This is a genomic window from Actinomadura macra NBRC 14102 (assembly GCF_001552215.1).
Lineage (GTDB): Bacteria > Actinomycetota > Actinomycetes > Streptosporangiales > Streptosporangiaceae > Spirillospora > Spirillospora macra.
Map to the genome: position 1 here is coordinate 386179 of NZ_BCQT01000017.1, position 21685 is coordinate 407863.

The following is a 21685-nucleotide window of genomic DNA, read 5'->3' on the forward strand; positions in this document are numbered from 1 at the left end:
CCTTCACCCTTCTCCCTCCCCCACCCGGGCGGCGGCGGGATCCAGGACCCGGGACAGGAACACGCGCGTCCGCTCGTGCCCGGGGTCGGTGATCATCCGGGCCGCCGGGCCCTCCTCGACGACCACGCCGCCGTCCAGGAACACCACCCGGTCGGCGACCTCGCGGGCGAAGCTCATCTCGTGGGTGACCACGAGCATGGTCATCCCCGCCTCGGCCAGACCGCGCATCACGCCGAGGACGTCGCCGACGAGCTCGGGGTCCAGCGCTGACGTCGGCTCGTCGAACAGCATCACCTCGGGTCCCATCGCGAGCGCGCGGGCGATCGCCACGCGCTGCTGCTGACCGCCGGACAGCTGTGCGGGATAGGCACCGACCTTGTCGGCGAGCCCGACCCGGTCGAGGTTCTCGCGGGCGATCCGCTCGGCCTCCGCCCGATCGCGCCCCAGCACTTTGCGCTGTGCGATCGTGACGTTGCCGAGCGCGGTCAGGTGCGGGAACAGGTTGAACGATTGGAAGACCATGCCGATCCGGCGGCGGACGGCGTCGATGTCGACCTCGGGGCCGGTCACCTCGGCGCCCACGACCCGGACCGTCCCCGCGTCCGGCTCCTCCAGCAGGTTGACACAGCGCAGCAGCGTCGACTTGCCGGAGCCGGACGGGCCGATGACGCACACCACCTCGCCCCGCTCCACGTGGAAGTCGATACCGCGCAGGACCTCGTTCGTCCCGAACGACTTGCGCAGTCCGCGGATCTCGATGGCGCGCCCGCCGTCCGCGTCCCGCGCCGGCGTGTCGAGGCCGGTCATCGCTGCCCCCTCCGCTGCCGCGCTTCGAGCCGCCGGGCCAACAGGCTCAGCGGGATCGTGATGATCAGGTAGCAGATGCCCGCCACGATGATCGGGGTGGTGTTGCCCTCCTGCCCGGCCAGGTCACGGCCGAACTTGGTGAGCTCCCGCTGCTCCAGCGTGATGCCGAGGAACAGCACCAGCGAGGAGTCCTTGCACAGCAGCACCAGCTCGTTGGTGAGCGGCGGGATGATGATCCGGAACGCCTGCGGCAGGATGATCGACCGCATCGCCCGGCCGTGCGACATGCCGAGCGACCGCGCGGCCTCCAGCTGCCCCTTGGGGACGGCCTGGATACCGGCCCGGATCGTCTCGGCCATGTAGGCCGCGGCGGCCAGGCCGAGGGCGAGCCCGGCCTGGCCGACGGCGCCGCCGGGGATGGTGGTGCCGGGGAAGGCCAGCGGCACGCCGACGCCCACGAAGATGAAGATCAGCAGCAGTGGCAGGCCGCGGAACGTCTCGATGTAGGCCGTGGCGAACCATCGGTAGGGCGGCGCCGACGACAGCCGCATCAGCGCGACGACCAGCCCGCCGGCCAGGCCGAGGCCGAACCCCACCGCGGTGTAGACGGCGGTGTTACGCAGCCCGACCGTGATGATGTCGGGGAACAACTCCTTGGCGACGCCCCAGTTGGCGAAGTTGAGCCGCAGCGTCGGCCAGTCCGCCAGCAGCACGACGGCCGCGACGATGACGGCGAACAGCGCGTACTGCGCGCCCAGCGAGAGCCGGCGGCGCCTGCGCGGTGACATCCCGACGGGCGGGCTCGCCTGCGCGGGCTCGGCCGTCACGACGGGCGGCCCGTGGCCGGCATGGGACCAATCCACTTCTCGTAGATCTTCTTGTAGGTGCCGTCGGCCTTCGCCTGCGTGATGGCCTGGTTCGTGAGCTCGACGAGGCGGGGGTTCTCATCCTTGCGGATCCAGAAGCCGTACTGCTCGCCGGTGTTCAGGTTGGCGACGATCTCGTATCCGGTGTTCGCCGGGTCCTTCAGCCAGCCCTTGACGACCGGGTAGTCCTGGACGATCACTTTGACCTGGCCGGTCCGCAGCCCGTCCAGCTCGGCGCTGGAGTTGTCGAAGGACGCCGGGTCCAGCCCCTGGCCCTTGACGTAGTCCTCACCGGTCGTGGCGGCCTGCGAGCCGATCTTGAGTTTGCGGACCTTGACGTCGCCCAATGAGGTGATCCCGCTGCCCTTCTTCGCCATCAGCGCCTGCGTGGCGTCGAAGTAGGGTTGCGAAACGGCCATGAATTTCTTTCGGTCGGGCGTTATCGTCATGCCGCCCATCACGATGTCGCATTTGCCGGCATTCAGCGCCGCGCCCGTCTTCATCGTCTCGAACGGGGTGTCGACGACCTTCTGCGTCACGCCCAGCTTCTTCGCGACAAGGTCGACGATGTCGACGTCGAGACCGACGACCTTGCCACCCTGTTCCACCTGGAACGGCGGGTACGGCAGGTGCGTGCAGGACGTGAGCGCGCCCTTCTTGACAAGCTTGACGCCCTGCACCGTGGCACCCTCGTCACCGCCGCACGCCGAGGCGGTCAGCGCCAGGGTGGCCAGGCCGGCGCCCAGGGTCCATCGCGTGGTCCGTCTGGACACGTCTCCTCCTGAGTCGATCGTGATCAAGCACTATGTCACGGCCGCCGGGGGGACCGGCAGACTCGCCCATGACCGTCCCCACATTTCCGTTTCTCCAAAAATTGACGTGGCGATCATGGGACCGGTCCGAGCCGGTCATTAGCGTGGGCCAGGTCGTGGACATCTCACTTCTTCTCTCGACGACCGACCGGGCGGCCCCGCTGGCCGCCCCGTCGGTCATGCACCCGGAGTCGTGGCAGCTGTGCGCGCAGGTGGAGTCCTGGGCGCGCGGCCGGGGTCTGGTGCTCGGCGACCCCGACACCTCACCGCTCGGCCGGGCCAGATGCGAGCGGCTCGCCGCGCGGATCTTCCCGGACGCCGACCTCGGCGCCGTGGACCTGTTCGCCCGCTGGCTGACCTGGACGCTCGCGCTGGACGACACCCTGGACCACCCGCCGCTCGCCGACAGCGGCAGCGCCGTCCACGGACTGTACGACGACCTGCTGCGCGCGATGCGGCGCGGCCACGCCCGGCCCGGCGCCCGGCCGCTGGAGGCGGCGCTGGTGGAGTTGTGGCACGCCACGTCCGGCGAGATGAGCCGCGACTGGCGCCGCCGGTTCATGCTGCACCTGGAGGCACACCGGGACGGCTGCGCCGAGGAGGCCGTGAACCGCCGCATCGGGCACACCCCGACGCCCGCCGAGTACGCGCCGCTGCGCCGCCGGGCGTGCGGCCCGTTCCTGTGGGACCTGATCGAGCCCGTCCTCGGCGTCGAGCTGTCGCCGAGGCTGCTGCGCACGCCCGACTGGAAGACCCTCGCCGACAGCGTCGCCGACGTCGTGGCCTGGGCGAACGACCTGGCCTCGCATGACCTGGAATCCGAGCGCGGCGACCTGCACAACCTGCCCGCCGTGCTGGCAGCCGCCCACGGGGTGGACATCGCGCAGGCGGGCGATCTGGTGGTCGAGCACGTCGGAGACCGGATCGAGGCGGCGTGGAAGGCGGCCCGCAAGCTGCCGGACATGCTCGACCGGTTGCAGCTCACGGTCGCGCAGCGCGCCGCCGCCGCACAGGTCGTGAAAGTCCTGCTGGACACGCCCCGCGCCCATCTGGACTGGCTCGCCGAGTCCGGCCGCTACGAGTCCGAAGGCACCCCGTCCTCGATACGCCTGGACGCCCTAGCCTCACTGCGCTAGCGCTCAGGTTCGAGGTCGGCCCCAACTGTCGCGCGAGCGCGGTATCTGACCGGTGGGGCGAAGCCGAAGGCAAGCCCCACCGGGAAGATCGCGAAGCGATGACGCGCTCGCCCAAGCACGGTCAAGGGGTCGAGCCGCCAGGCGAGCCCTCTTGAGTCGGGATCGCTGAGAAGAGGTCGCCTTCCGGTGTGCGGACGTAGAGGACGCGGCGGCCCAGGCGATGCCCGGTGACCAGGCCGCAGGCGCGCAGAACCCCCAGGTGCTGGCTCACCGCGCCCGCCGTGACGCCCATCCGTCTCGCCAGCTCGGTCGTGGACGCGGGGGTGGCGAGCGCGGTGAGCAGTTCGGCGCGGCGGCGGCCGATGAGCGCGGCGAGCGCGTCCGGCGCCCTGCCCTTATCCGGGGCGGACGGCCCGCCGGCCTCCCAGAGTGTCGCCACGCCGGTCGGCGGGTAGCTGAGCATCGCCTGGTAGGGCGGCAGCATCACCGACACGTCCGGCCACACGAACACACTCGGGACGAGCAGCAGCCCCTGCCCCGCCAGTTCGCCGTGGAACTCCCAGCTCCGGTCGATGGACAGCGTCCCCGCACGCCAGGCGACGGCCTCGTGCAGGTCGGCGAACACGCCCTCGGCGCCGTGGGCGGCGAGGGCGCGGGTGCGGCGCAGAACGTCACCCTCCAGCAGGTCGCGGACGCGCGGCCAGAACGGCTCCACGACGGCGGCCCAGTACCCCTCAAGCAGGTCGGCGATGGTCTCCAGGGTCCGCTCCGGGTCATCGGCCATCGCCAGCCGGACGGGCCCGGCCCGGTTCCCGCGCTCGGTCCAGCGCAGCTCGCCGGCGACCACCTCGGGGGGCGTCGCGCGGACGGTGGCCAGTTCGGCGCCGAGGTCGGGCAGCGGAGTGCTCGGCGGCGGAGTGAGGAAGTCGGGAATGTAGCCCCAGGAGGGGACGAGCTCTCGGAGCGGTCCGATGTCGAGACCCCGCAGCCGGGGCTGGACGGCATGCACCCACGGCAGGTGCAGCGCATGCCCGGACGGGTCGGCGAGGACTCGCAGGCTGCGCACCATCTCCCACAGCGGGGAGAACGCGAACCGGACGCGGGCCACGTCGTCCGGTGCGAACACCAGCTCGATCATTTAGTCCAGCCTAAATGAATGTCGCGCCCCGCGGCGCTGCTCGACCATCATGTGAGTGACCACCCTGGAAGACACTCCTGTCGGCCCGCCGCCCGGCAGGCTCGCGGCGTTCCTGCGGCCCCGGGTCGGCGGCTTCCCCCGGCCGTTCTGGATCCTGTGGGCGGGGACGCTGCTCAACCGGCTCGGGACGATGGTCGAGCCGTTCATGGGGCTGTACCTGACGACGATGCGCGGGCTGTCGCTGGGCGAGGCGGGCGTGGTGATGGCCGTCCTCGGCGCGGGCTCGTTCGCGGGCCAGCTCGTGGGCGGCATGCTCGCCGACCGGATCGGGCGGCGCGCCACCCTGACGTTCGCGACCGTCGGCACCGGCGCCGCGATGCTCGCGCTCGGCTACGCGCAGGGACTCCCCGCCATCGTCGTGGCGGCGCTGCTGCTCGGCGTGCTGCTGGACATGTACCGTCCCGCGTCGCAGGCGATGGTGGCCGACCTGATCTCCCCGGCGGAGCGGCCGCGCGCGTTCGGCCTGCTGTTCTGGGCGGTCAACCTCGGCTGGGCGTTCGCGATGGTGCTCGGCGGGACGCTCGCCCAGCAGGGCTTCCTGTGGCTGTTCTGGATCGACGCGCTGACCTGTGCGGCGTTCGGGCTGCTGGTGTGGCGTGCCGTCCCGGAGACGCGGCGGCGGGACGCGGCGGGCAGCGCGCCCGGCGGGTTCGGCCGCGTCCTGCGCGACCGAGTCATGGTCACGTACGTACTGATCACGGTGGTCTACACGTTCGTGCTGATGCAGGGCATGACCACGATGCCGCTCGCGATGAGGGAGGAGGGCCTCGGCCCCCAGGCGTACGGGCTCGCCATCGCCGCCAACGGCGTGCTGATCATCATCGTGCAGCCGGTGGTCAACGCGTGGCTGAGCCGGCGCGACCACAGCCTGGTGATGGTGGCCGGGTTCGCGCTGGTCGGCGTCGGATACGGGCTGACCGCACCCGCGTCGTCGCTGCTCGCCTACACCGGCGCGATCCTGGTGTGGACGATCGGGGAGATCATCGCCGCGGCCGTCCTGCAGGCGGTCGTGGCCGACCTGGCGCCGGCCGACCTGCGCGGGCGCTACAGCGGCCTGTACGGGATGGCGTGGTCGGCGGGGTTCCTGCTGGCGCCGCTCGGCGGCACCCAGCTACTGGAGGCCGGCGGCCCGCCCGCGCTGTGGCTGACGTGCATGGCCCTCGGCCTGCTCGCCGCCGCCGGACAGCTCGCGCTCGCCCCGGCGATCCGGCGCCGCCGCGCACTCGCCCTCGACCCCCTCTTTTCGTCAAAGTGACGAGACCCGGCCGGAGGACTTAGGCTGGGGGCGTGGCACAGCTCAGAATCGCGCTCGCGCAGGTGAACCCGACCGTCGGCGACCTCGACGGCAACGCCGACCTGATCGTGGAATGGACCCGGCGCGCCGCCGACGCGGGCGCGCACCTGGTCGCCTTCCCCGAGATGATGTTGACCGGGTACCCGGTGGAGGACCTCGCGCTCCGCGCGTCCTTCGTCGAGGCGTCCCAGCGGGCGCTGGAGCGGGTCGCGCGGCGGCTCGCGGACGAGGGGCTCGGCGACCTGCCGGTCGTCACCGGGTACCTCGACCGCCGGACGGTCGGGCTCGTCCGCCCCGGGCAGCCCGCCGGGTCGCCGCTGGACGGTGCCGCGTGGCTGCACGGCGGCGAGGTGCTCGTCCGGTCCGCCAAGCACCACCTGCCGAACTACGGCGTGTTCGACGAGTACCGGATCTTCGTGCGCGGCGACCGGCTGCCGGTCGTCCGGCTGCACGGCGTGGACATCGCCACGGTGATCTGCGAGGACCTGTGGCAGGACGGCGGGCCCGTCAGCGTCACGAGCGCGGCGGGTGCCGGGCTGCTCCTCGCCGTCAACGCCTCCCCCTACGAGCGCAACAAGGACGACGTCCGGCTCGACCTGTGCGCCGAGCGCGCGCGGGAGGCCGGCTGCGCCCTCGCCTACGTCAACATGGTCGGCGGCCAGGACGAGCTGGTCTTCGACGGCGACTCCGTCATCGTCGGCGCGGACGGCACCCTCCTCGCCCGCGGCCCGCAGTTCGCCGAGCACCTCCTGATCGCCGACCTCGCGCTGCCCGCCGCCGACCCGTCCGTCCGTCCCGGGCGCACGCCCGTGAACGCGCAGGACGGCACCACCATCACCGTCGACCGCTATGAGCTGTCCGCTGCGCCGTTGCCCGGCTACACCGTCGAGCCGCAGACCGTCGCCGCGCCTCTGGACGACCCCGCCGAGGTGTACGCCGCACTCGTCCTCGGCACCCGCGACTACGTCCGCAAGAACGGTTTCCGGTCGGTCATCCTCGGCCTGTCGGGCGGTATCGACTCCGCGCTCGTCGCGACCATCGCCTCGGACGCCATCGGTCCGGAGAACGTGCACGCCGTGCTGCTGCCGAGCCGGTACTCCTCCGAAGGGTCGGTCACCGACGCCGAGGACCTCGTGAAGCGGCAGGGGATATCCTCGCGGATCGTGCCCATCGGCGGCATGGTCAAGGCCTTCGAGGCGGAATTGGACCTGCACGGCCTCGCGGAGGAGAACCTCCAGGCCCGCATCCGCGCCAACGTCTGGATGGCGCTGTCCAACGAGGACGGCCACCTCGTGCTGACCGGCGGTAACAAGAGCGAGCTGGCCACCGGCTACTCCACCCTCTACGGCGACTCCGCGGGCGGTTTCGGCCCCATCAAGGACCTCACCAAGACGATGGTGTGGGCGCTGGCCCGCTGGCGCAACACGCAGGCGGGCACCGACCTGCCGTTCCTGCACCCGTTCGCGCAGGAGCCGATCCCCGAGGTGATCATCGTGAAGGAGCCGTCCGCCGAGTTGCGCCCCGACCAGCGCGACCGCGACTCCCTCCCGGAGTACTCGGTACTGGATCCGCTGCTCGTCGACTACGTCGAGCGCGACATGGGCCGCGACGCCCTGGTCGCCGCCGGCCACGACCCCGCCCTGGTGGACCGCGTGATCCGCCTGGTCGACCTGGCCGAGTACAAGCGCCGCCAGTACCCGCCCGGCCCGAAGATCACCCCGAAGAACTTCGGTCGCGATCGCCGCCTGCCCATCACCAGCCGCTGGCGGGAGTCGGTGTGACCACAGGCCCGGGCCCAGGGAGGCTCGCCTCCCTGACCGTGCTTGTCATGGACACGGCCGCCAGGCGAGCACCGTGCCGCCGGAATCCTGACACGCTGTTCAGCGGTGGTGGCTCTCCCCCGGCCAGGACGAGACCTGCTCGGACGGGTCGGGGTCCACGCCCGGGACGATCTGCTCGCACCACACGACCTTGCCCGCGGCGGTACGGCGCGCGCCCCAGCGGTGGGCGAGTTGGCTGACGACGACGAGCCCGCGGCCGTTCTCGTCGTCGTCCTCGGCCCGCCGCAACCGAGGCAGCGCCGCAGAACGGTCCAGGACTTCACAGACGAGCGTGCGCTCCAGCAGCAGCCGCAGCTCGATGGGGCCGTGCGCGTACCGCATCGCGTTCGTGATGAGTTCGGACGCCAGCAGCTGGGTGGTGTAGTCGAGGTCCGCCAGGCCCCACTCCTCCAGCCGGGTGCGGACGAGACCCCGCGCGCGGCGGACGGCGGCGGGGTCGGCGGGCAGCGTCCAGGAGGCGTAGCGGTCCTCGGGCAGCCGGCGCAGCCGGGCGATCAGCACGGCGATGTCGTCGCGGTGCTGGTCGGCGTACACGCCGTCGAGCGTGGCCTTGGCCAGATCCTCCATGGGACGGTCCACCGAGTCCGGGCCGAAGATCCCCTGGAGCCGCGCCAGGCCGTCGTCGATGTCGCGGCCCCGGTTCTCCACCAGACCGTCGGTGTAGATGACGAAGAGGCTGCCGTCCTCGACGGTGAACTCGCGGCTCTCGATGGCCGCGCCGCCGGCGACACCGAGCGGCGGCGCGGGCGGGACCTGAAGGTACTCGTTGTCGCCGCCGGGACCGGCGAGCAGCGGCGGCAGGTGCCCGGCCGAGGCGATCTCGATCGTGCCGCTCGTGGCGTCGTACACCGCGTACACGCAGGTCGCGAAGTGCGGCTCCTGCTCGCCCAGCTCGATCATCAGCTCGTGCATGACGTGCAGCGCGTCGGCGGGCGGGAGCTCCAGGTTCGCGAGGGTGTGCAGGGCGGTGCGGAGCCGTCCCATCGTGACGGCGGCGCGCACGCCGTGCCCGGCGACGTCGCCGACGATCAGTGCGACGCGGGCGCCGGGCAGCGCGATCGACTCGTACCAGTCGCCGCCGACCTCCACGAGCTTGCTGCCCGGCAGATAGCGGTGCCTGACCTCGACCGAGGACGGCGCCGACAGCCGGTTCGGCAGCAGGCTGCGCTGTAGCGCCAGCGCGGTCGCCCGCTCGCGGCTGAACAGCCGCGCGTTGTCGATGACGATCGCGGCGCGGGCCGCGAACTCCATGCCGATCTCGACGTCGTAGGCGTCGAACCGGCGGAACCCGGGCACGCGCGTGCAGGCGATGAAGCCGAGCAGGGTGTCGCGCGCGATCATCGGCAGCAGCACCATCGACACGCCCGTGAGCAGTTCGCCCGCCGGGGTGCGCCGCCACTTGTTGCCGATGTCACCCGCCAGATCCACATCGATGTTCGGCAGATGGACGGGCCGTGCGGTGTCCATGACCTCGCGGTAGGGGGTGCCCTCGGGGAACACCAGCACCTCGCCGACCGGGAACGTGGACGTCCACGCCGGGTTGCCGTCGTCGGAGGTGACGGCGATGCGGCGCAGCACCGCCGAGCCGGACTCGCTGTGCACCTCGTCCGCCGCGACGAGGCTCTCCAGCACGAGCACCGAGGCGGCCGTGCAGAAGTGCGGGACGACGACGTCGACGAGCCCGCGTGCGGACTGGTCGAGGTCGAGGGAGGCGCCGAACCGGGTGACCTGGTCGTCCATCAGCGCTCGCCGCATCAGCGCCGGGTCCTGGTAGCGCTCGCTCGGCGGCAGCGCCACCCGGACGAACAGCAGCCCGGCGGGGCCGCCGCCGTCCGCGGCGCCGCCGACCATGGGCTGCGCGGTCACCACCGCGTCCGTGACCGCGCGGTCGGCCCCGCGCAGCACCGGCAGCACGGCGGTGCGCTCCTGCCCGGCGCCGATCGCCTCCAGCAGGGCCTCCAACTCGGCCTTGCCCTCGTCCCCGACCAGATCACCGGCGGGACGGCCGATCAGGTCCTCGGCGGTGCGCGCGATGACGGCGCCCGCGTTGGGCCCGCACTGCACGATCTGCCGTGCCCCGTCGATGCCGATCACCAGGGTCCGGGACGCGGAATCGGCGGCGGGCGCATCGCCTCGCGGCGCCATGACGGATCTCACCTGACGCGCTCCAGAAAGCCGTTCGTCTTAGCACTACCCAGCGACAGTATGGGGCATGACATAGGGCGAGGGGGAGAAGATCACGCTTACGACGTGGAAATCCGGCGTCCGGCTCACCCGGAGGGGGCGCCGATCCCCCGCAGCAACGCGTCGACGACGGCCTCGGCGTAGCCGGCCGGGAGCGCCTCCCCGGGCGGCTTGCTGGTGAGCGAACCGACCAGCATCGTGACCCCGACCTCCAGGTCGAGGTCGGCGCGCAGCTCGCCCGCGGCCACGCCCCGGCCCAGCACCGCGCGGATGACCGCGCGGCGCGGCTCGATGATGTCGTGCCGGTAGCGGGCGTACAGCTCGGGATACTTCTCCGCGCTGCCGACCACGTTCCAGAAACACTTGGCGTGCTTGCGCTTGCGCTCGGCACCGAGCGCCCGCGCCAGTTCCAGCAGATCGCCGCGGACGGACCCGCTGGACGGCTCGGGCAGCGGCCTCTTCACCGCCGCCAGCGCGTGCACGATCAGCGTCTCCTTGTTGGGCCAGCGCCGGTAGATCGTGGTCTTGCCGACGCCGGCGCGGGCGGCGACGGCCTCCATCGTGACACCCGCCACCCCCGATTCGGCGGCGAGCAGGTCGAGCGTGGCGTCGACGATGGCCTTCTCGGCCCGCTCGCTGCGCGGCCGTCCCGCCCGTCGCTCCGGCGCAATTCCCGTCGTCATCCCTGTCACGCTCTCACACCTTGGCCGTCTCCTGCTCGGATGCCCGCGGCAGTGCCTCGGTCTGGGTGCCCGCGTCGCGCCCGGGCATCCACTTCAGGACGAGCAGGGCGCCGAGGAACGCGACGACGGCGGCGGCGACGGACGCGGTGTGCATGGCGTGCACGAACGCGGCGTCCGCGTGATCGACCAGTGTCTGACCACCGACGCGCGAGGCGACGGCGTGCGCGCCGGCGATGGACTCGCCCGCCGCCTCGCGTGCGTCGGGCGGCAGCGCGGCGAGGTCGTCCCGGAGGTCACCGCGGTAGACGGAGGCGATGACGGAGCCGAGCACCGCCACGCCCATGGCGACCGCCACCTGCCGGGCGGTGTTGTTGATGGCCGACCCGGCCCCCGCCTTCTCGCGGGGCAGCGCCGACATGACCGACTCCGTCGCGGGCGGCATCACGTTCGCCATCCCGGCGCCCTGCACGAAGAAGATGGCACCGAGAATCCACAGCGGTGTGTCGATCCCGACGAAGTGGTAGCTCGCGAGCGCGCCGGCCACCAGCAGCAGCCCCACCGTGCAGACGGCCTTGGCGCCGAAGCGGCGCACCATCCCGGCGCTGCGGGTGGAGAAGATCAGCTGTGCGACGGCGAACGGCAGCACCATCGCGCCGGATTCCAGCGGGGTCAGGCCGCGCACCGACTGCATGTAGAAGTTGGCGAAGAAGAACACGCCGGCGGCGGCGAAGAAGCACAGCGCGATGGAAGCGACGGCCGCGGACATGCGCGCGTCCTTGAACAGCCCGACGTCGAAGGCGGGCGAGTCGCTGCGGGCCTCGTGCCAGACGAACAGCGCGAGCACGGCGGCCCCGGCGAAGATCGGACCGAGGACGGCGGGCGCGAGCCAGTCGCCCCTCTCGCCGCCCTGGATGATCCCGTACGACAGGACCACGAGCCCGATCACCGAGAGCACCACGCCCAGCGGGTCGAGACGTCCGGGCTGGGGGTTGCGTGATTCGGGCACCAGCATCGCCATCAGCACGACGCCCACCGCGATGACCGGCACGTTGATCAGGAAGACCGAGCCCCACCAGAAGTGGGCCAGCAGCACCCCGCCGGTGAGCGGGCCGATCGCCACGCCGAGGCCGACGGCACCGGCCCAGATGCCGATGGCACGGCCGCGCTCGTGTGGCTCGAAGACGTTGGTGATGATCGACAGCGTCTGCGGCATCACCGCGGCGCCGCCGAGGCCCATCAGGGCACGGGCGTAGATGAGCTGGTCGGGGGATTGCGCGTAAGCAGAGGCGAGGGAGGCGAGGGCGAACACCGCCATGCCGCCCATCAGGACGCGCTTGCGGCCGAGCCGGTCGCCGAGCACCCCGAAGGTGAACAGCAGCCCGGCGAAGACCAGCGTGTAGGAGTTGATCGACCACTCGAGCTGGCTCTGGGTCGCGCCGAGCCCCTTGTCGGGGTCGGCGATGGTCTTGAGCGCCACGTTGAGGATGGTGTTGTCGAGCACCACCACCAGCAGGCTCACGGTCAGTACACCGAGGATGTACCAGCGGCGCCGTTGGATGGTCTCGGAGTCCAAGGTGCTCCTCTATCGATACGTCTGCGTTGCGTAATGAGCGTACGCCTCGTCACTGCGATACGCAACGGTATCGTTTCGGAATCCATTCCCCGGAACCGGGGAATGGCACGGGGTTCCCGAATCGTTCTGCAAGTGGCACGATCGGTTCCGTCCGGGTACGCCACCGAGGCGCCTCGAGACCGGAGGTACTCCATGTCTGCAACTGTCACGCCCGCGCAAGCGACCGCACTGTACGGCGGTACGACGGGACGGCGGGTCACCGTGCGCGACATCGCGGCCGCCAAGCAGCGGCACGAGAAGTGGCCCATGCTCACCGCCTACGACGCCCTCACCGCACGGATCTTCGACGAGGCCGGGATCCCCGTCCTGCTCGTCGGCGACTCCGCCGCGATGGTCGTCTACGGCTACGACTCCACGATCCCCGTCACCGTGGACGACCTCATCCCGCTGACCGCCGCCGTCGTCCGCGGCTCCAAGCGCGCGATGGTCGTCGCCGACCTGCCGTTCGGCTCCTACCAGACCGGCGTCACCGACGCGCTCGCCACCGCCACCCGCTTCCTCAAGGAGACGGGCGCGCACGCGATCAAGCTGGAGGGCGGCCGCCGGGTCCTGCCGCAGGCCGAGGCCATGGTCGCGGCCGGCATCCCGGTGATGGGCCACCTCGGGCTCACCCCCCAGTCGGTGAACGTCTTCGGCGGGTACCGGGTGCAGGGCCGCGGCGAGTCCGGCGAGGAACTGATGACCGACGCCAAGGCGCTGGAGGCCGCCGGAGCGTTCGCGGTCGTGCTCGAATGCGTCCCCGAGGACCTCGCGGCGCGCGTCACCGCGTCCCTGTCGATCCCGACGATCGGCATCGGCGGCGGCAGCCAGACCGACGCGCAGGTCCTCGTCTGGCAGGACATGGCCGGGCTCACCCCGCACACCGCGAAGTTCGTCAAGAGGTTCGCCGACATGGGAACGCTGCTCGGCGAGGCCGCGCGCACCTACGCCGACGAGGTCGTGAACGGCGTCTACCCGGCCCCCGAGCACTCCTACCGCTGAGCTGTATTCAGTGCAATCCCGGCCCAAGGGCCCGCCCCTGGCGGGTCACTGGTCGGGGTTCGCGCGGGCCATCTCGGTGCGGTGGCCGCCGTTGCCCGGTTCGGCCGCCTGTCCCTCGCGGGGCGGCGGGACCGGGCGCGGGCCGCCGCCGTTCGCCGTGATCTCCTCGCCGAGGGTGTGCACGGCCGAGCGCAGGACGTCCGGACCGGCGACGTTCATCAGCAGCAGCCCGAGGTTGAGGGCCATCTGCCCGTCGGTCATCTCGCTGCCCGCCAGGGCGTCCACGGCGGTGCGCAGGTCGGCCTGGTCCTCGGCGGAGACGTTCTGTAGCAGCCCGAGACAGTACGTCGGCAGCGCGAGCCGCGACTTGCGGAACGAGACGCCCCGCATGATCTCGCCCGCCTCCTGCGCGCGGGTCTTCGCCTGCATCCGGTCCACGCCCCGGTCGGCGGCGGCGAGCAGCGAGGTCAGCAGCGTGCTCGGGCCGACCGCGACGTCCTCGTCACCGACCCGGACGGTGAACACCGCGCTGCGGAACACCATCATCGAGCCGAGGCTCGCGACGAGCACCTGCGTCGCCCTGGCCACGTCCGGCGCCTGGACGCCGAACCGCCAGTCGAAGGTGTGCAGGAGCAGCAGCGATCCGGCGCCCGCTCCCCCGTTGATCAGCACGTAGGCCCAGGTGCTCGGCACCCGCACCAGCGTGGTGGGCCGGTCCCGGTAGCGGCTGACCAGCTCGGCGACGCCGACCAGGCAGCTGAGCGAGACGGCGACGACGTACCCGATCATCCAGTCCCGCTCATCCCTCGGTCAGCCTCACGACCTCGTCGATCTCCCGCTCCACCGCGACCAACCCGCGCTCGCGCAGAACGTCGACGGCATCGGCGACCTCCAGCAGCCCGAGCCGGGTGGCGTGATGGATCTGCTCCAGCGACAACGGTCCCCGCGCGGCCCTCAAACGTTCCAGGACGCGGCGGCAGGCATCCTCGGCGCCCGGCTCATCACCGCCGCCCGGCGCATGGCCGCGCTCCTGGGAGGACGCCGCGCCGGACGGCGACACCCCCGAGCTCCGCCCCGCCGGGGCGAGAAAAGTGCTCCACGGGTCCGCCGACCGGTTCTGCCTCATCTCCACCTGCCCTATCGCACACCGATCATAAGACGACAGCACTTGGACGCGCCGCCGACAGCTACCGCTCCCGCCAGTTTCCCCTAGTTTCGCGTGAATTGCTGTCGCGAAGCGCCGTCCGGTCAGACGTCGGTGACCCGCAGGCCCGCGTGGGACTTGTAGCGGCGGTTGATGGAGATGAGGTTCGCGGTGAACGCCTCGACCTGGTGGGCGTTGTGCAGCCGCCCGCCGTACACGCCGCGCATCCCCGGGATGCGCCCGGCGAGTGCCTGCACCAGGTCGGTCGACTCGCGGTCATCGCCCAGGACGAGGACGTCCAGGTCCATCCCGTCCACCTCGGGATCGAGCAGCAGCTTCGCCGAGACGTGGTGGAACGCGGCGACGACGCGGCTGTCCGGCAGCACGGCGGCGGCCTGCTGGGCGGCGCTGCCCTCCTCGACCGGCAACGCGTAGGCGCCCTTGCCCTTCTCGAAGCCGAGCGGGTTCACGCAGTCCACAACGATCTTCCCGGCGAGCTCGGCGCGCAACGACTCCAGTGTGGCCCGGTGGCCGTCCCAGGGCACCGCGACGATCACCACGTCGGCCTGGCCCGCGGCGACCGGGTTCTCTGCGCCGGAGACCGCGAGGCCCGCGCCCAACTCGTCGGCGGCCTGCTGCGCCCGCTCCGCCTTCCGCGACCCGATGACCACCCGGTGGCCGGCCAGCGCGAAGCGGCGCGCGAGTCCCTTGCCCTGGTCGCCGGTGCCGCCCAGGATGCCGATGACCAGGCCGGCGGCGTCCGGAAGGTCGTGAGGGGTCTGCTGCTGTTCGGTCATGTCGCCGAGTCTGCCAGGCGACCTCCCGTCCGGGACCATCCGGCTCCCCGGAAACGGCGTGCGCGCGGCGCCGGTTGCGGCACGATGGTCGTGTGGACGCCGAGCAGGTCACGATGTTGCGCGAGGTACTGTCGGCCACCGGCTGGCTGGAGCGGACGCGGGAGTTCGGGCGGGCGCTGCGGGTCACCTCCCGCACCCCCGGCGGGCTCCTGCTCGTCGGGACGCCCGGCGACGACCCCTGGCACCTGGCGGCGCATCTGGACGACGAGAGCCGGCTCGGCGACGCGCCCGGCCTGGCCCCGACCCTGGTGCGCTGGTCGCCGCCGCCGGACGCGCCCCCGCACCTGAAGATCGGGCTGGAGCGGCTGGCGGCGGCCGAGCGCGGCGAGACGCTGTTCGTCGTCGCCGAGGAGGACGCCCCCGTCCCCCTGCTGGAACGCGTCGACGACGCCCGCCGCACCGGGGCGCGCATCCTCGCGCTGGAGGGCGGCGACCGTGAGCTGCGCGGTCTCGCGCACGAGGCGCTGACGGTCCCGTCGAGCGAGGCGATCCTGTCGTTCGACGGCGCGCAACACCTGGTCAGCGCCGCCGCGGGCGCCGAGCCCGGACGCGGCGCCCGCGGACTGCGGCACCGCCTCGCCCGACTCCTGGAAACCGTCAGCGGCCCCGTCGTCGACTAGCCGACGACACCGGTCCGGCGGGGCCCGGTGTCAGTCCTCGTCCTGACGCTGCCAAGTCTCGTTGCGCCGCTGGGCCGTCTCCAGCGCGGCCGCCGCCGCGCCTTCCGAGTCGTAGGGGCCCATACGCTCCTTGTTCGGGCAGCCCGGCCCGTGCTCGACCTTCATGTGCTTCAAGCAGAACCACCAGTCACCGTCCTTGTCGGCCATCGGCCTCCCCTTCGATCATGCTTCGGCACGGGGTTCGTGCCCCGGACACGCTGACTACACTCCATGACTATGACGACCCAACTACTCCGGCCCGGCAACGTCTCGCCGATGCGGAAGGTCCCCGCGCACATTCCGCGCCCGGAGTACGTGGGGAAGAAGCGCCCGCGCACGGGCGAGCCGGACGTCAAGACGCCTGAGATCATCGAGCGGATGCGGGTGGCGGGCAGGATCGCCGCGCAGGCCCTCGACGAGGTCGGCAGGCACGTCCGGCCGGGGATCACCACCGACGAGCTGGACGTCATCGGGCACGAGTTCATGCTCGACCACGGCGCCTACCCTTCCACGCTGGGCTACCGCGGGTTCCCCAAGTCGCTGTGCACCTCGCTCAACGAGGTGATCTGCCACGGCATCCCGGACGACACGGTGCTGCGCGACGGCGACATCATCAACGTCGACATCACCGCCTTCGTGGACGGCGTGCACGGTGACACCGATGCGACGTTCCTGTGCGGGGACGTCGACGAGGAGTCGCGGCTGCTGGTGGAGCGCACCCGCGAGGCGACCCTGCGGGGCATCCGCGCGGTCAGGCCGGGACGGGCGCTGAACGTGATCGGCCGGGTCATCGAGTCCTACGCCAAGCGGTTCGGCTACGGGGTCGTCCGCGACTTCACCGGGCACGGGATCGGCACGACGTTCCACTCGGGGCTGGTCGTCCCGCACTACGACGACCCGAACGCCACGACGATCATCGAGCCGGGCATGACCTTCACGGTCGAGCCGATGCTCACGCTCGGCACCTACGAGTACGACATCTGGGCCGACGGCTGGACGGTCGTCACCAAGGATCACAAGCGCACCGCGCAGTTCGAGCACACGATCCTGGTCACCGACGACGGCCACGAAATCCTCACCCTGCCGTGACGATCCGCTGATCTAGAGTCCGAACCACCGCACCCCCCGGCCGGGAGACCCGCCAGATGAACGCCCCAGCGCCGTACGACCCGAGGGTTCCGTCCGACAGCATGCCGCCGGGGCGGGCGGCGCTGAGCGTGACGTGGGCGGCCCTGCCGTTCCTCACCCTCGGTTACGCCACCCCTTTCACGTTCGCGGCGGCGGCCCTGTGGCGTCGCAGTACACATCTGCTGGTCTCCTCCGCCGCCTACATCGGCATCTTCACGCTCATGCTGTTCCTGCTGCCGGGTATAGGCGAGGAGGACGGGACGCAGAGCGCGGTGGGGGTGCTGCTGTTCCTGCTGGCGGTCGTGGGTTGCGGGCACGCGTTCCTGATCCGGCGCCGGGTGTTCGACCCGCACGGGCTGTCGGGCATCGACAACGAGGCGGTCGTGGAGCGCGTGCGGCGGCAGCGGCTGCTGCGCGACAAGGCGCGCGCGCTCGCCGCGTCCGACCCGGGGCTCGCCCGGGAGCTGCGCATCGGGCGCCCCGACCTGCCGCACCAGTACAACGACGGCGGACTGATCGACGTCAACCACGCGCCGGCGGAAGCGCTGTCGCTGCTGCCCGGAATCACCGCCGAGCTGGCGGCGCGGATCGAGCGGGTGCGGGCCGAGACGGGCGGGTTCGTCTCCGCCGAGGAGCTGTCCGCGGTCGCGGAACTGCCTCCCGAGCTCACCGCGGGCGTCGCCACCTATGCCGTCTTCATCCGCTGACTCCGGACGACCGAACGCGGGCATCGTGAGGGCCACGAGACCTATCTGATCTTCGACGTGCTCCACCTGGACGGCCGCCCGCTGCTGGAGATCCCCTACCGGCGGCGCCGGGAGACGCTCGACGGACTGGAGCTGTCTGGCCCGCTCTGGCAGACGGCGCCCTGGTATCCGGGTGAGGGCGGCCCCGTCCGCGAGGCCGCCCGCGCCCAGGACCTCGCGGGCGTGGTCGCCAAGCGCCTCGACTCCCGCTACGAGCCGGGCGCGGAGTCGGACGCGTGGCGGCTCGTCCCTAGTAGGCGACGGTGATGCGGCGGCCCACGGCCTCGTTCTTCTCCAGCTCGTCCACGAGGGCGATCGCGTAGTCCTCGGCGCTGATCCGGCTGTTGCCCTCGGCGTCGGTGAGGAGTTGGTCGCCGCCCAGCCGGAACGTCCCGGTCCGCTCGCCGGGCTCGATCGCCGCCGCGGGCGAGATGTAGGTCCAGTCCAGGTCCCCGGCCTCGGCCCTGATCACCTCAAGCAGTTCGCCCTGCGCGAGCGCCTCGGCCTTGTAGAGGTCGGGGAACTCCGGGGTGTCCACGAGCCGGACGCCGGGCGCCACCTCCAGGCTGCCCGCGCCGCCCACCACCACCAGGCGGCGCACCCCGGCGGCGCGCAGCCCGGCCAGCGTGCCGCGGCCCGATGCGAGCAGTGGTCCGGTGGCCTCCGAGCCGTCGCGGGGCGGCGCGACCGCGAGGACGACCGCGTCTTGGCCCTTGGCCAGCGCGGCCACGGCGTCCGCGTCGCTCGCCTCGGCCTTGGCGGTGCCGCCCGTCCCGCTGCGGGTGACACCGGTCACCTCGTGGCCACGGCGACGTGCCTCGTCCGCCACCCGCTGCCCGATCATGCCGGTCGCGCCGATCAGCAGAATCCTCATGTCCAGCCTTTCTCGTCGTCGTCGCGCCGAAAGTATCCATCGGATACTGGTTACTTCAACGTTTCATTGGTACCCTTTGGAAACTATGAAGGGTGACGCGTTCGATCCGAACTGCCCGACCCGGTTGATCCTCGACCGCATCGGCGACAAGTGGTCGGTGCTCGTCGTCCTCACCCTGGCCGACGGCCCGCGCCGCTTCACCCATCTCCGTGACACGATCGGCGGTGTCACCCCCAAGGTCCTTACCCAGACGCTGCGCGCCATGCAACGCGACGGCCTGCTCACCCGGCACGTCTTCGCCGAGGTCCCGCCCCGCGTCGAGTACGCCCTCACCCCGCTCGGCCTGTCCCTGCAGCGCCCGATCGAGGCCATTACCGAGTGGGCGCAGGAGAACGTCGAGGCCGTGGTCTCCGCCCGAAACAGCCACGACGCCACCGCCTGACGCGGAACCACCGCGGGCCGTCCGCCATCAAATGGACGTGGTGGCCGGTTCGGCGCGTCGACGCTGAAAACGAGTGGTAGCGGGCTAGAGTCCGGCCGTGCGGGCGAAATGGGCGCGAAGGCGGGGGATCCGGGCATGATGGGGAAGACGCACGCGCTGAGCGGTGCGCTCGCGTGGCTGGCCGCCGTGCCTGTGATCGCCCAGGAGCGGCTGCTCTCCGATTTCGCGGTGTCGCTGTCGGCCGAGCAGGTCGCGGCGGGCGCGGTGGTGTGCGCGGGCGCGGCGATCCTGCCCGACATCGACCATCACAACGGGCGCATCGCCAACACGTTCGGACCCATCACGCACCACATGTGCAAATGGATCGGGAAGATCTCCGGCGGGCACCGGCAGGCCACGCACTCGCTCCTGTTCGCGGGCGGTGTGGGCTGGGCGATGGACGCGCTCGCGACGCACTACGTGTACGCCTGGTGGGCCTGCCTGTTCATGATCGTCGGGCTGGGGCTGCGGGGGGTCGGGCTGGACTTCGAGGGCAAGGAGCCGCAGTCCGCGCTGGCCGACTGCGCGCTCGCGGCCATCGCCGTCTGGCTGATGCACGGGCTCGACATGAGCTTCGTCGGGTTCGCGGTCACACTGGGCTGCCTCGCGCACGTCGCCGGGGACTGCCTGACACCCCGCGGGTGTCCGGTGCTCTGGCCGCTGAAATGGCGGATCGACGTCCCGGTCATCCCGGTCACGGACGGCAAGGTGGAACGGTGGGTGGTCACGCCCGTGCTCACGCTCGGGATCGCGATCCTCGCCGTCCGGTCGGTGCTCGGCGACATCACCACCCAGTGGCTGACGAAGGGCTGATCAGCCGAGCAGGGCGCTGAACTGGCCGCAACGCAGAAAGCCCCGTCCGTCCCCGTCGGGTTCAGGGGCGCCCCACAGCCTGACGCGATCGATCCCCGGAAGGGCATCCGCGGTGCAGGCGATCTGCGCCAGCGCCGCGCGCGACCAGTCCGGGCGGGGGCGGGGGCCGCCGTGCGCGACGTCGATGATCAGCGTCGACGGGTCGTCCACCACGCGGGACTCCAGCGGGTGGCGGACCTCGGTGCGCAGACCCAGGCGCTGCTCCGCGGCCGTGGGCGGCACCGACAGCTGGGCGATGGACAGGTACGGGTGGCCGGGCAGTCCGGGGCGGACGACCGGCCTCAGCCGGCCGTTCTGGAGCAGGTAGACGGTGATGGCGGGGGCCTGGCCCCTCGCGACCGGGCGGTCGCCCGCGCTGAGGATCCCGGTCGGCCGGACGCCGCAGCCGGACGCGGCGAGGACGGCCGCCGCCAGCAGGGCCGTCAACGGGGCGGACAGGACGCGCCGGGGCCTCACGAGGTCGCGCCCTCGGCCGGCACGCCATCGATCGGCAGCCACAGGGTGAACACCGCTCCCCCGTCCGGGCCGTTGGCGGCCTGAAGCGTGCCTCCGTGCAGCAGGGCATTCTCCCGCGCGATCGACAGCCCGAGGCCGCTTCCCTCGCTCTGTGTCCGGGCCGCCTCCGCCTTGACGAACCGGTCGAAGACCACGGCGACCAGGTCGTCCGGAAGGCCAGGGCCGCGGTCGGCGACGACCAGCTCCAGCCCGGGGACGCCCGCGCGCACCGCCGGGCCGAAGCGCAATGAGACCGGCGGACGGCCGTGCTTGAGCGCGTTGCCGGCGAGGTTCGCGACGACGACATCGAACCGGCGCGGGTCGAGGCGGGCGAACAGCTCCGCCGGGCCCGTCACCGCGACCTCGTCCGACCAGCCGCGCGCCGCCAGCGTCGCGGCGACCGCGCACGCGACGTTCACCTCGTCCAGGACGAGCGCGGCGGCGCCCGCGTCGAACCGGCTGATCTCGATCAGATGCTCGACCAGCTGCCCCAGCCGCCGGGTCTCGCGGGCGACGAGCGGGGCCGCGCCCTGGCCCGGCCCGGCCTCCTCCGCCAGCACGTCCGTCGCCGCGATCATCGAGGTCAGCGGGGTACGCAGCTCGTGCGAGACATCGGCGACGAACCGCCGGGACGCCTTCTCCATCGCACGCAGTTCCGTCACCGTCCGCTCCAGGGCCTCGGCGGTGCGGTTGAAGGTGCGGGCGAGGTCGGCGAGCTCGTCCCGGCCGCGCACCGACACCCGCGTCTCCAGCTCGCCCTCGCCGAGGGCGCGGGCCGCCGCGCCGAGACGCCGCACGGGGCGCAGCACGCCGCGGGTCGCCAGCAGCGCCAGGACGAGCGCGGGCACCAGGGCCAGCGCGTTCTCGATCACCAGGACGCGGGTCAGCAACGCCAGGTCGGCGGACTCCCGGCGCAGGCTGGCGGTGACGAACACCGTCGGCGGCGTGGTCCTGGCGACCCAGCCCTCCCCGGTCCGGTAACCGGTGACGTGC

23 protein-coding genes and 1 pseudogene are annotated in these 21685 nt (G+C 72.0%); 10 read left to right on the top strand and 14 right to left on the bottom strand.

Annotated elements, in window-relative coordinates; genetic code table 11:
- Nucleotides 1-3: 3 nt before the first annotated feature.
- The 3 genes from AMA02S_RS27850 to AMA02S_RS27860 are packed head-to-tail and all read right to left on the bottom strand — an operon-like array spanning nt 4 to nt 2446.
- Nucleotides 4-807 (bottom strand): amino acid ABC transporter ATP-binding protein, encoded by an 804-nt coding sequence (locus AMA02S_RS27850; protein WP_067463382.1) that lies wholly within the window; start codon nt 805-807, stop codon nt 4-6.
- Nucleotides 804-1670 carry an amino acid ABC transporter permease gene (locus AMA02S_RS27855; protein WP_245667865.1) on the bottom strand — a complete coding sequence of 289 codons (867 nt, stop codon included), beginning with the start codon at nt 1668-1670 and terminating at the stop codon, nt 804-806. Before AMA02S_RS27855 ends, AMA02S_RS27850 begins: the two co-directional genes overlap by 4 nt.
- Entirely contained in the window at nt 1631-2446 is an 816-nt protein-coding gene (locus tag AMA02S_RS27860) for a substrate-binding periplasmic protein (RefSeq protein WP_067463385.1), read from the bottom strand. The genes AMA02S_RS27855 and AMA02S_RS27860 overlap by 40 nt, the downstream gene beginning before the upstream one ends.
- 155 nt (nt 2447-2601) lie before the next feature.
- Here AMA02S_RS27860 and AMA02S_RS27865 point away from each other — a divergent pair, with 155 nt between their 5' ends.
- Nucleotides 2602-3621, top strand: coding sequence for a terpene synthase family protein (locus AMA02S_RS27865; RefSeq protein ID WP_067463602.1), 1020 nt, complete (start codon nt 2602-2604; stop codon nt 3619-3621).
- Nucleotides 3622-3742: 121 nt separating this feature from the next.
- On the opposite strand, the gene AMA02S_RS27870 is transcribed toward AMA02S_RS27865, so the two are convergent.
- Nucleotides 3743-4759: an ArsR/SmtB family transcription factor gene (locus AMA02S_RS27870; RefSeq protein WP_067463388.1), complete on the bottom strand. Its 1017-nt coding sequence runs from the start codon at nt 4757-4759 to the stop codon at nt 3743-3745.
- Nucleotides 4760-4814: 55 nt separating this feature from the next.
- Here AMA02S_RS27870 and AMA02S_RS27875 point away from each other — a divergent pair, with 55 nt between their 5' ends.
- Nucleotides 4815-6074, top strand: coding sequence for an MDR family MFS transporter (locus AMA02S_RS27875; RefSeq protein WP_369688410.1), 1260 nt, complete (start codon nt 4815-4817; stop codon nt 6072-6074).
- A 32-nt stretch (nt 6075-6106) separates the two neighbouring features.
- Nucleotides 6107-7894 (top strand): NAD+ synthase, encoded by a 1788-nt coding sequence (locus tag AMA02S_RS27880; RefSeq protein ID WP_067463391.1) that lies wholly within the window; start codon nt 6107-6109, stop codon nt 7892-7894.
- A gap of 99 nt (nt 7895-7993) precedes the next feature.
- On the opposite strand, the gene AMA02S_RS27885 is transcribed toward AMA02S_RS27880, so the two are convergent.
- From AMA02S_RS27885 to AMA02S_RS27895, 3 genes are all read right to left on the bottom strand, one after another.
- Nucleotides 7994-10111: an ATP-binding SpoIIE family protein phosphatase gene (locus tag AMA02S_RS27885; RefSeq protein WP_245667866.1), complete on the bottom strand. Its 2118-nt coding sequence runs from the start codon at nt 10109-10111 to the stop codon at nt 7994-7996.
- 113 nt (nt 10112-10224) lie between these two features.
- Nucleotides 10225-10821 carry a TetR/AcrR family transcriptional regulator gene (locus tag AMA02S_RS27890; protein WP_067463397.1) on the bottom strand — a complete coding sequence of 199 codons (597 nt, stop codon included), beginning with the start codon at nt 10819-10821 and terminating at the stop codon, nt 10225-10227.
- Nucleotides 10822-10834: 13 nt separating this feature from the next.
- Entirely contained in the window at nt 10835-12394 is a 1560-nt protein-coding gene (locus AMA02S_RS27895) for an MFS transporter (protein WP_067463400.1), read from the bottom strand.
- 192 nt (nt 12395-12586) lie between these two features.
- On the opposite strand from AMA02S_RS27895, the gene panB reads away from it, so the two are divergent.
- The gene (gene panB / locus AMA02S_RS27900) at nt 12587-13435 is read left to right on the top strand and encodes a 3-methyl-2-oxobutanoate hydroxymethyltransferase (protein WP_067463403.1); all 849 of its coding nucleotides are present in this window, start codon (nt 12587-12589) and stop codon (nt 13433-13435) included.
- A 45-nt stretch (nt 13436-13480) separates the two neighbouring features.
- Here panB and AMA02S_RS27905 read toward each other — a convergent pair whose 3' ends face one another.
- From AMA02S_RS27905 to npdG, 3 genes are all read right to left on the bottom strand, one after another.
- A complete protein-coding gene (locus AMA02S_RS27905) occupies nt 13481-14224 on the bottom strand; it encodes a hypothetical protein (protein WP_245667867.1) in 744 nt (247 codons plus the stop codon).
- Between the two features lie 10 nt (nt 14225-14234).
- Entirely contained in the window at nt 14235-14567 is a 333-nt protein-coding gene (locus tag AMA02S_RS27910; RefSeq protein WP_157430854.1) for a hypothetical protein, read from the bottom strand.
- A gap of 116 nt (nt 14568-14683) precedes the next feature.
- Nucleotides 14684-15376 carry an NADPH-dependent F420 reductase gene (npdG, locus tag AMA02S_RS27915; RefSeq protein ID WP_067463410.1) on the bottom strand — a complete coding sequence of 231 codons (693 nt, stop codon included), beginning with the start codon at nt 15374-15376 and terminating at the stop codon, nt 14684-14686.
- A 92-nt stretch (nt 15377-15468) separates the two neighbouring features.
- On the opposite strand from npdG, the gene AMA02S_RS27920 reads away from it, so the two are divergent.
- Nucleotides 15469-16056, top strand: coding sequence for a hypothetical protein (locus AMA02S_RS27920; RefSeq protein WP_174550992.1), 588 nt, complete (start codon nt 15469-15471; stop codon nt 16054-16056).
- 30 nt (nt 16057-16086) lie between these two features.
- Here the strand turns inward: AMA02S_RS27920 and AMA02S_RS43025 are convergent, their stop codons facing one another.
- A complete protein-coding gene (locus AMA02S_RS43025; RefSeq protein ID WP_169806898.1) occupies nt 16087-16263 on the bottom strand; it encodes a hypothetical protein in 177 nt (58 codons plus the stop codon).
- A gap of 69 nt (nt 16264-16332) precedes the next feature.
- Between AMA02S_RS43025 and map the strand changes: the two genes are divergently transcribed.
- The 3 genes and pseudogenes from map to AMA02S_RS27935 all read left to right on the top strand — a co-directional run.
- On the top strand, nt 16333-17184 hold the full coding sequence (gene map, locus AMA02S_RS27925) for a type I methionyl aminopeptidase (protein ID WP_067463413.1): 852 nt from the start codon (nt 16333-16335) through the stop codon (nt 17182-17184).
- Nucleotides 17185-17240: 56 nt separating this feature from the next.
- Nucleotides 17241-17930 (top strand): ComEA family DNA-binding protein, encoded by a 690-nt coding sequence (locus tag AMA02S_RS27930; protein WP_067463416.1) that lies wholly within the window; start codon nt 17241-17243, stop codon nt 17928-17930.
- 39 nt (nt 17931-17969) lie between these two features.
- Nucleotides 17970-18236: pseudogene (locus AMA02S_RS27935) on the top strand (ATP-dependent DNA ligase); the annotation flags it as partial.
- Here the strand turns inward: AMA02S_RS27935 and AMA02S_RS27940 are convergent.
- Complete coding sequence (locus AMA02S_RS27940) at nt 18220-18843, bottom strand: NAD(P)-dependent oxidoreductase (RefSeq protein ID WP_067463422.1); 624 nt, start codon at nt 18841-18843, stop codon at nt 18220-18222. The pseudogene AMA02S_RS27935 and the gene AMA02S_RS27940 sit on opposite strands and share 17 nt — an antisense overlap.
- A gap of 85 nt (nt 18844-18928) precedes the next feature.
- Between AMA02S_RS27940 and AMA02S_RS27945 the strand changes: the two genes are divergently transcribed.
- Both AMA02S_RS27945 and AMA02S_RS27950 read left to right on the top strand, forming a co-directional pair.
- Nucleotides 18929-19285: a winged helix-turn-helix transcriptional regulator gene (locus AMA02S_RS27945; RefSeq protein ID WP_067463426.1), complete on the top strand. Its 357-nt coding sequence runs from the start codon at nt 18929-18931 to the stop codon at nt 19283-19285.
- A 135-nt stretch (nt 19286-19420) separates the two neighbouring features.
- Nucleotides 19421-20137 (top strand): metal-dependent hydrolase, encoded by a 717-nt coding sequence (locus tag AMA02S_RS27950; protein ID WP_174550993.1) that lies wholly within the window; start codon nt 19421-19423, stop codon nt 20135-20137.
- Here the strand turns inward: AMA02S_RS27950 and AMA02S_RS27955 are convergent, their stop codons facing one another.
- Nucleotides 20138-20653, bottom strand: coding sequence for a hypothetical protein (locus AMA02S_RS27955; RefSeq protein ID WP_067463429.1), 516 nt, complete (start codon nt 20651-20653; stop codon nt 20138-20140). It abuts the gene before it with no gap.
- Nucleotides 20650-21685 (bottom strand): ATP-binding protein (locus AMA02S_RS27960; RefSeq protein ID WP_157430855.1); only part of this gene is annotated, 1036 nt, incomplete at its 5' end. The genes AMA02S_RS27960 and AMA02S_RS27955, both read right to left, overlap by 4 nt.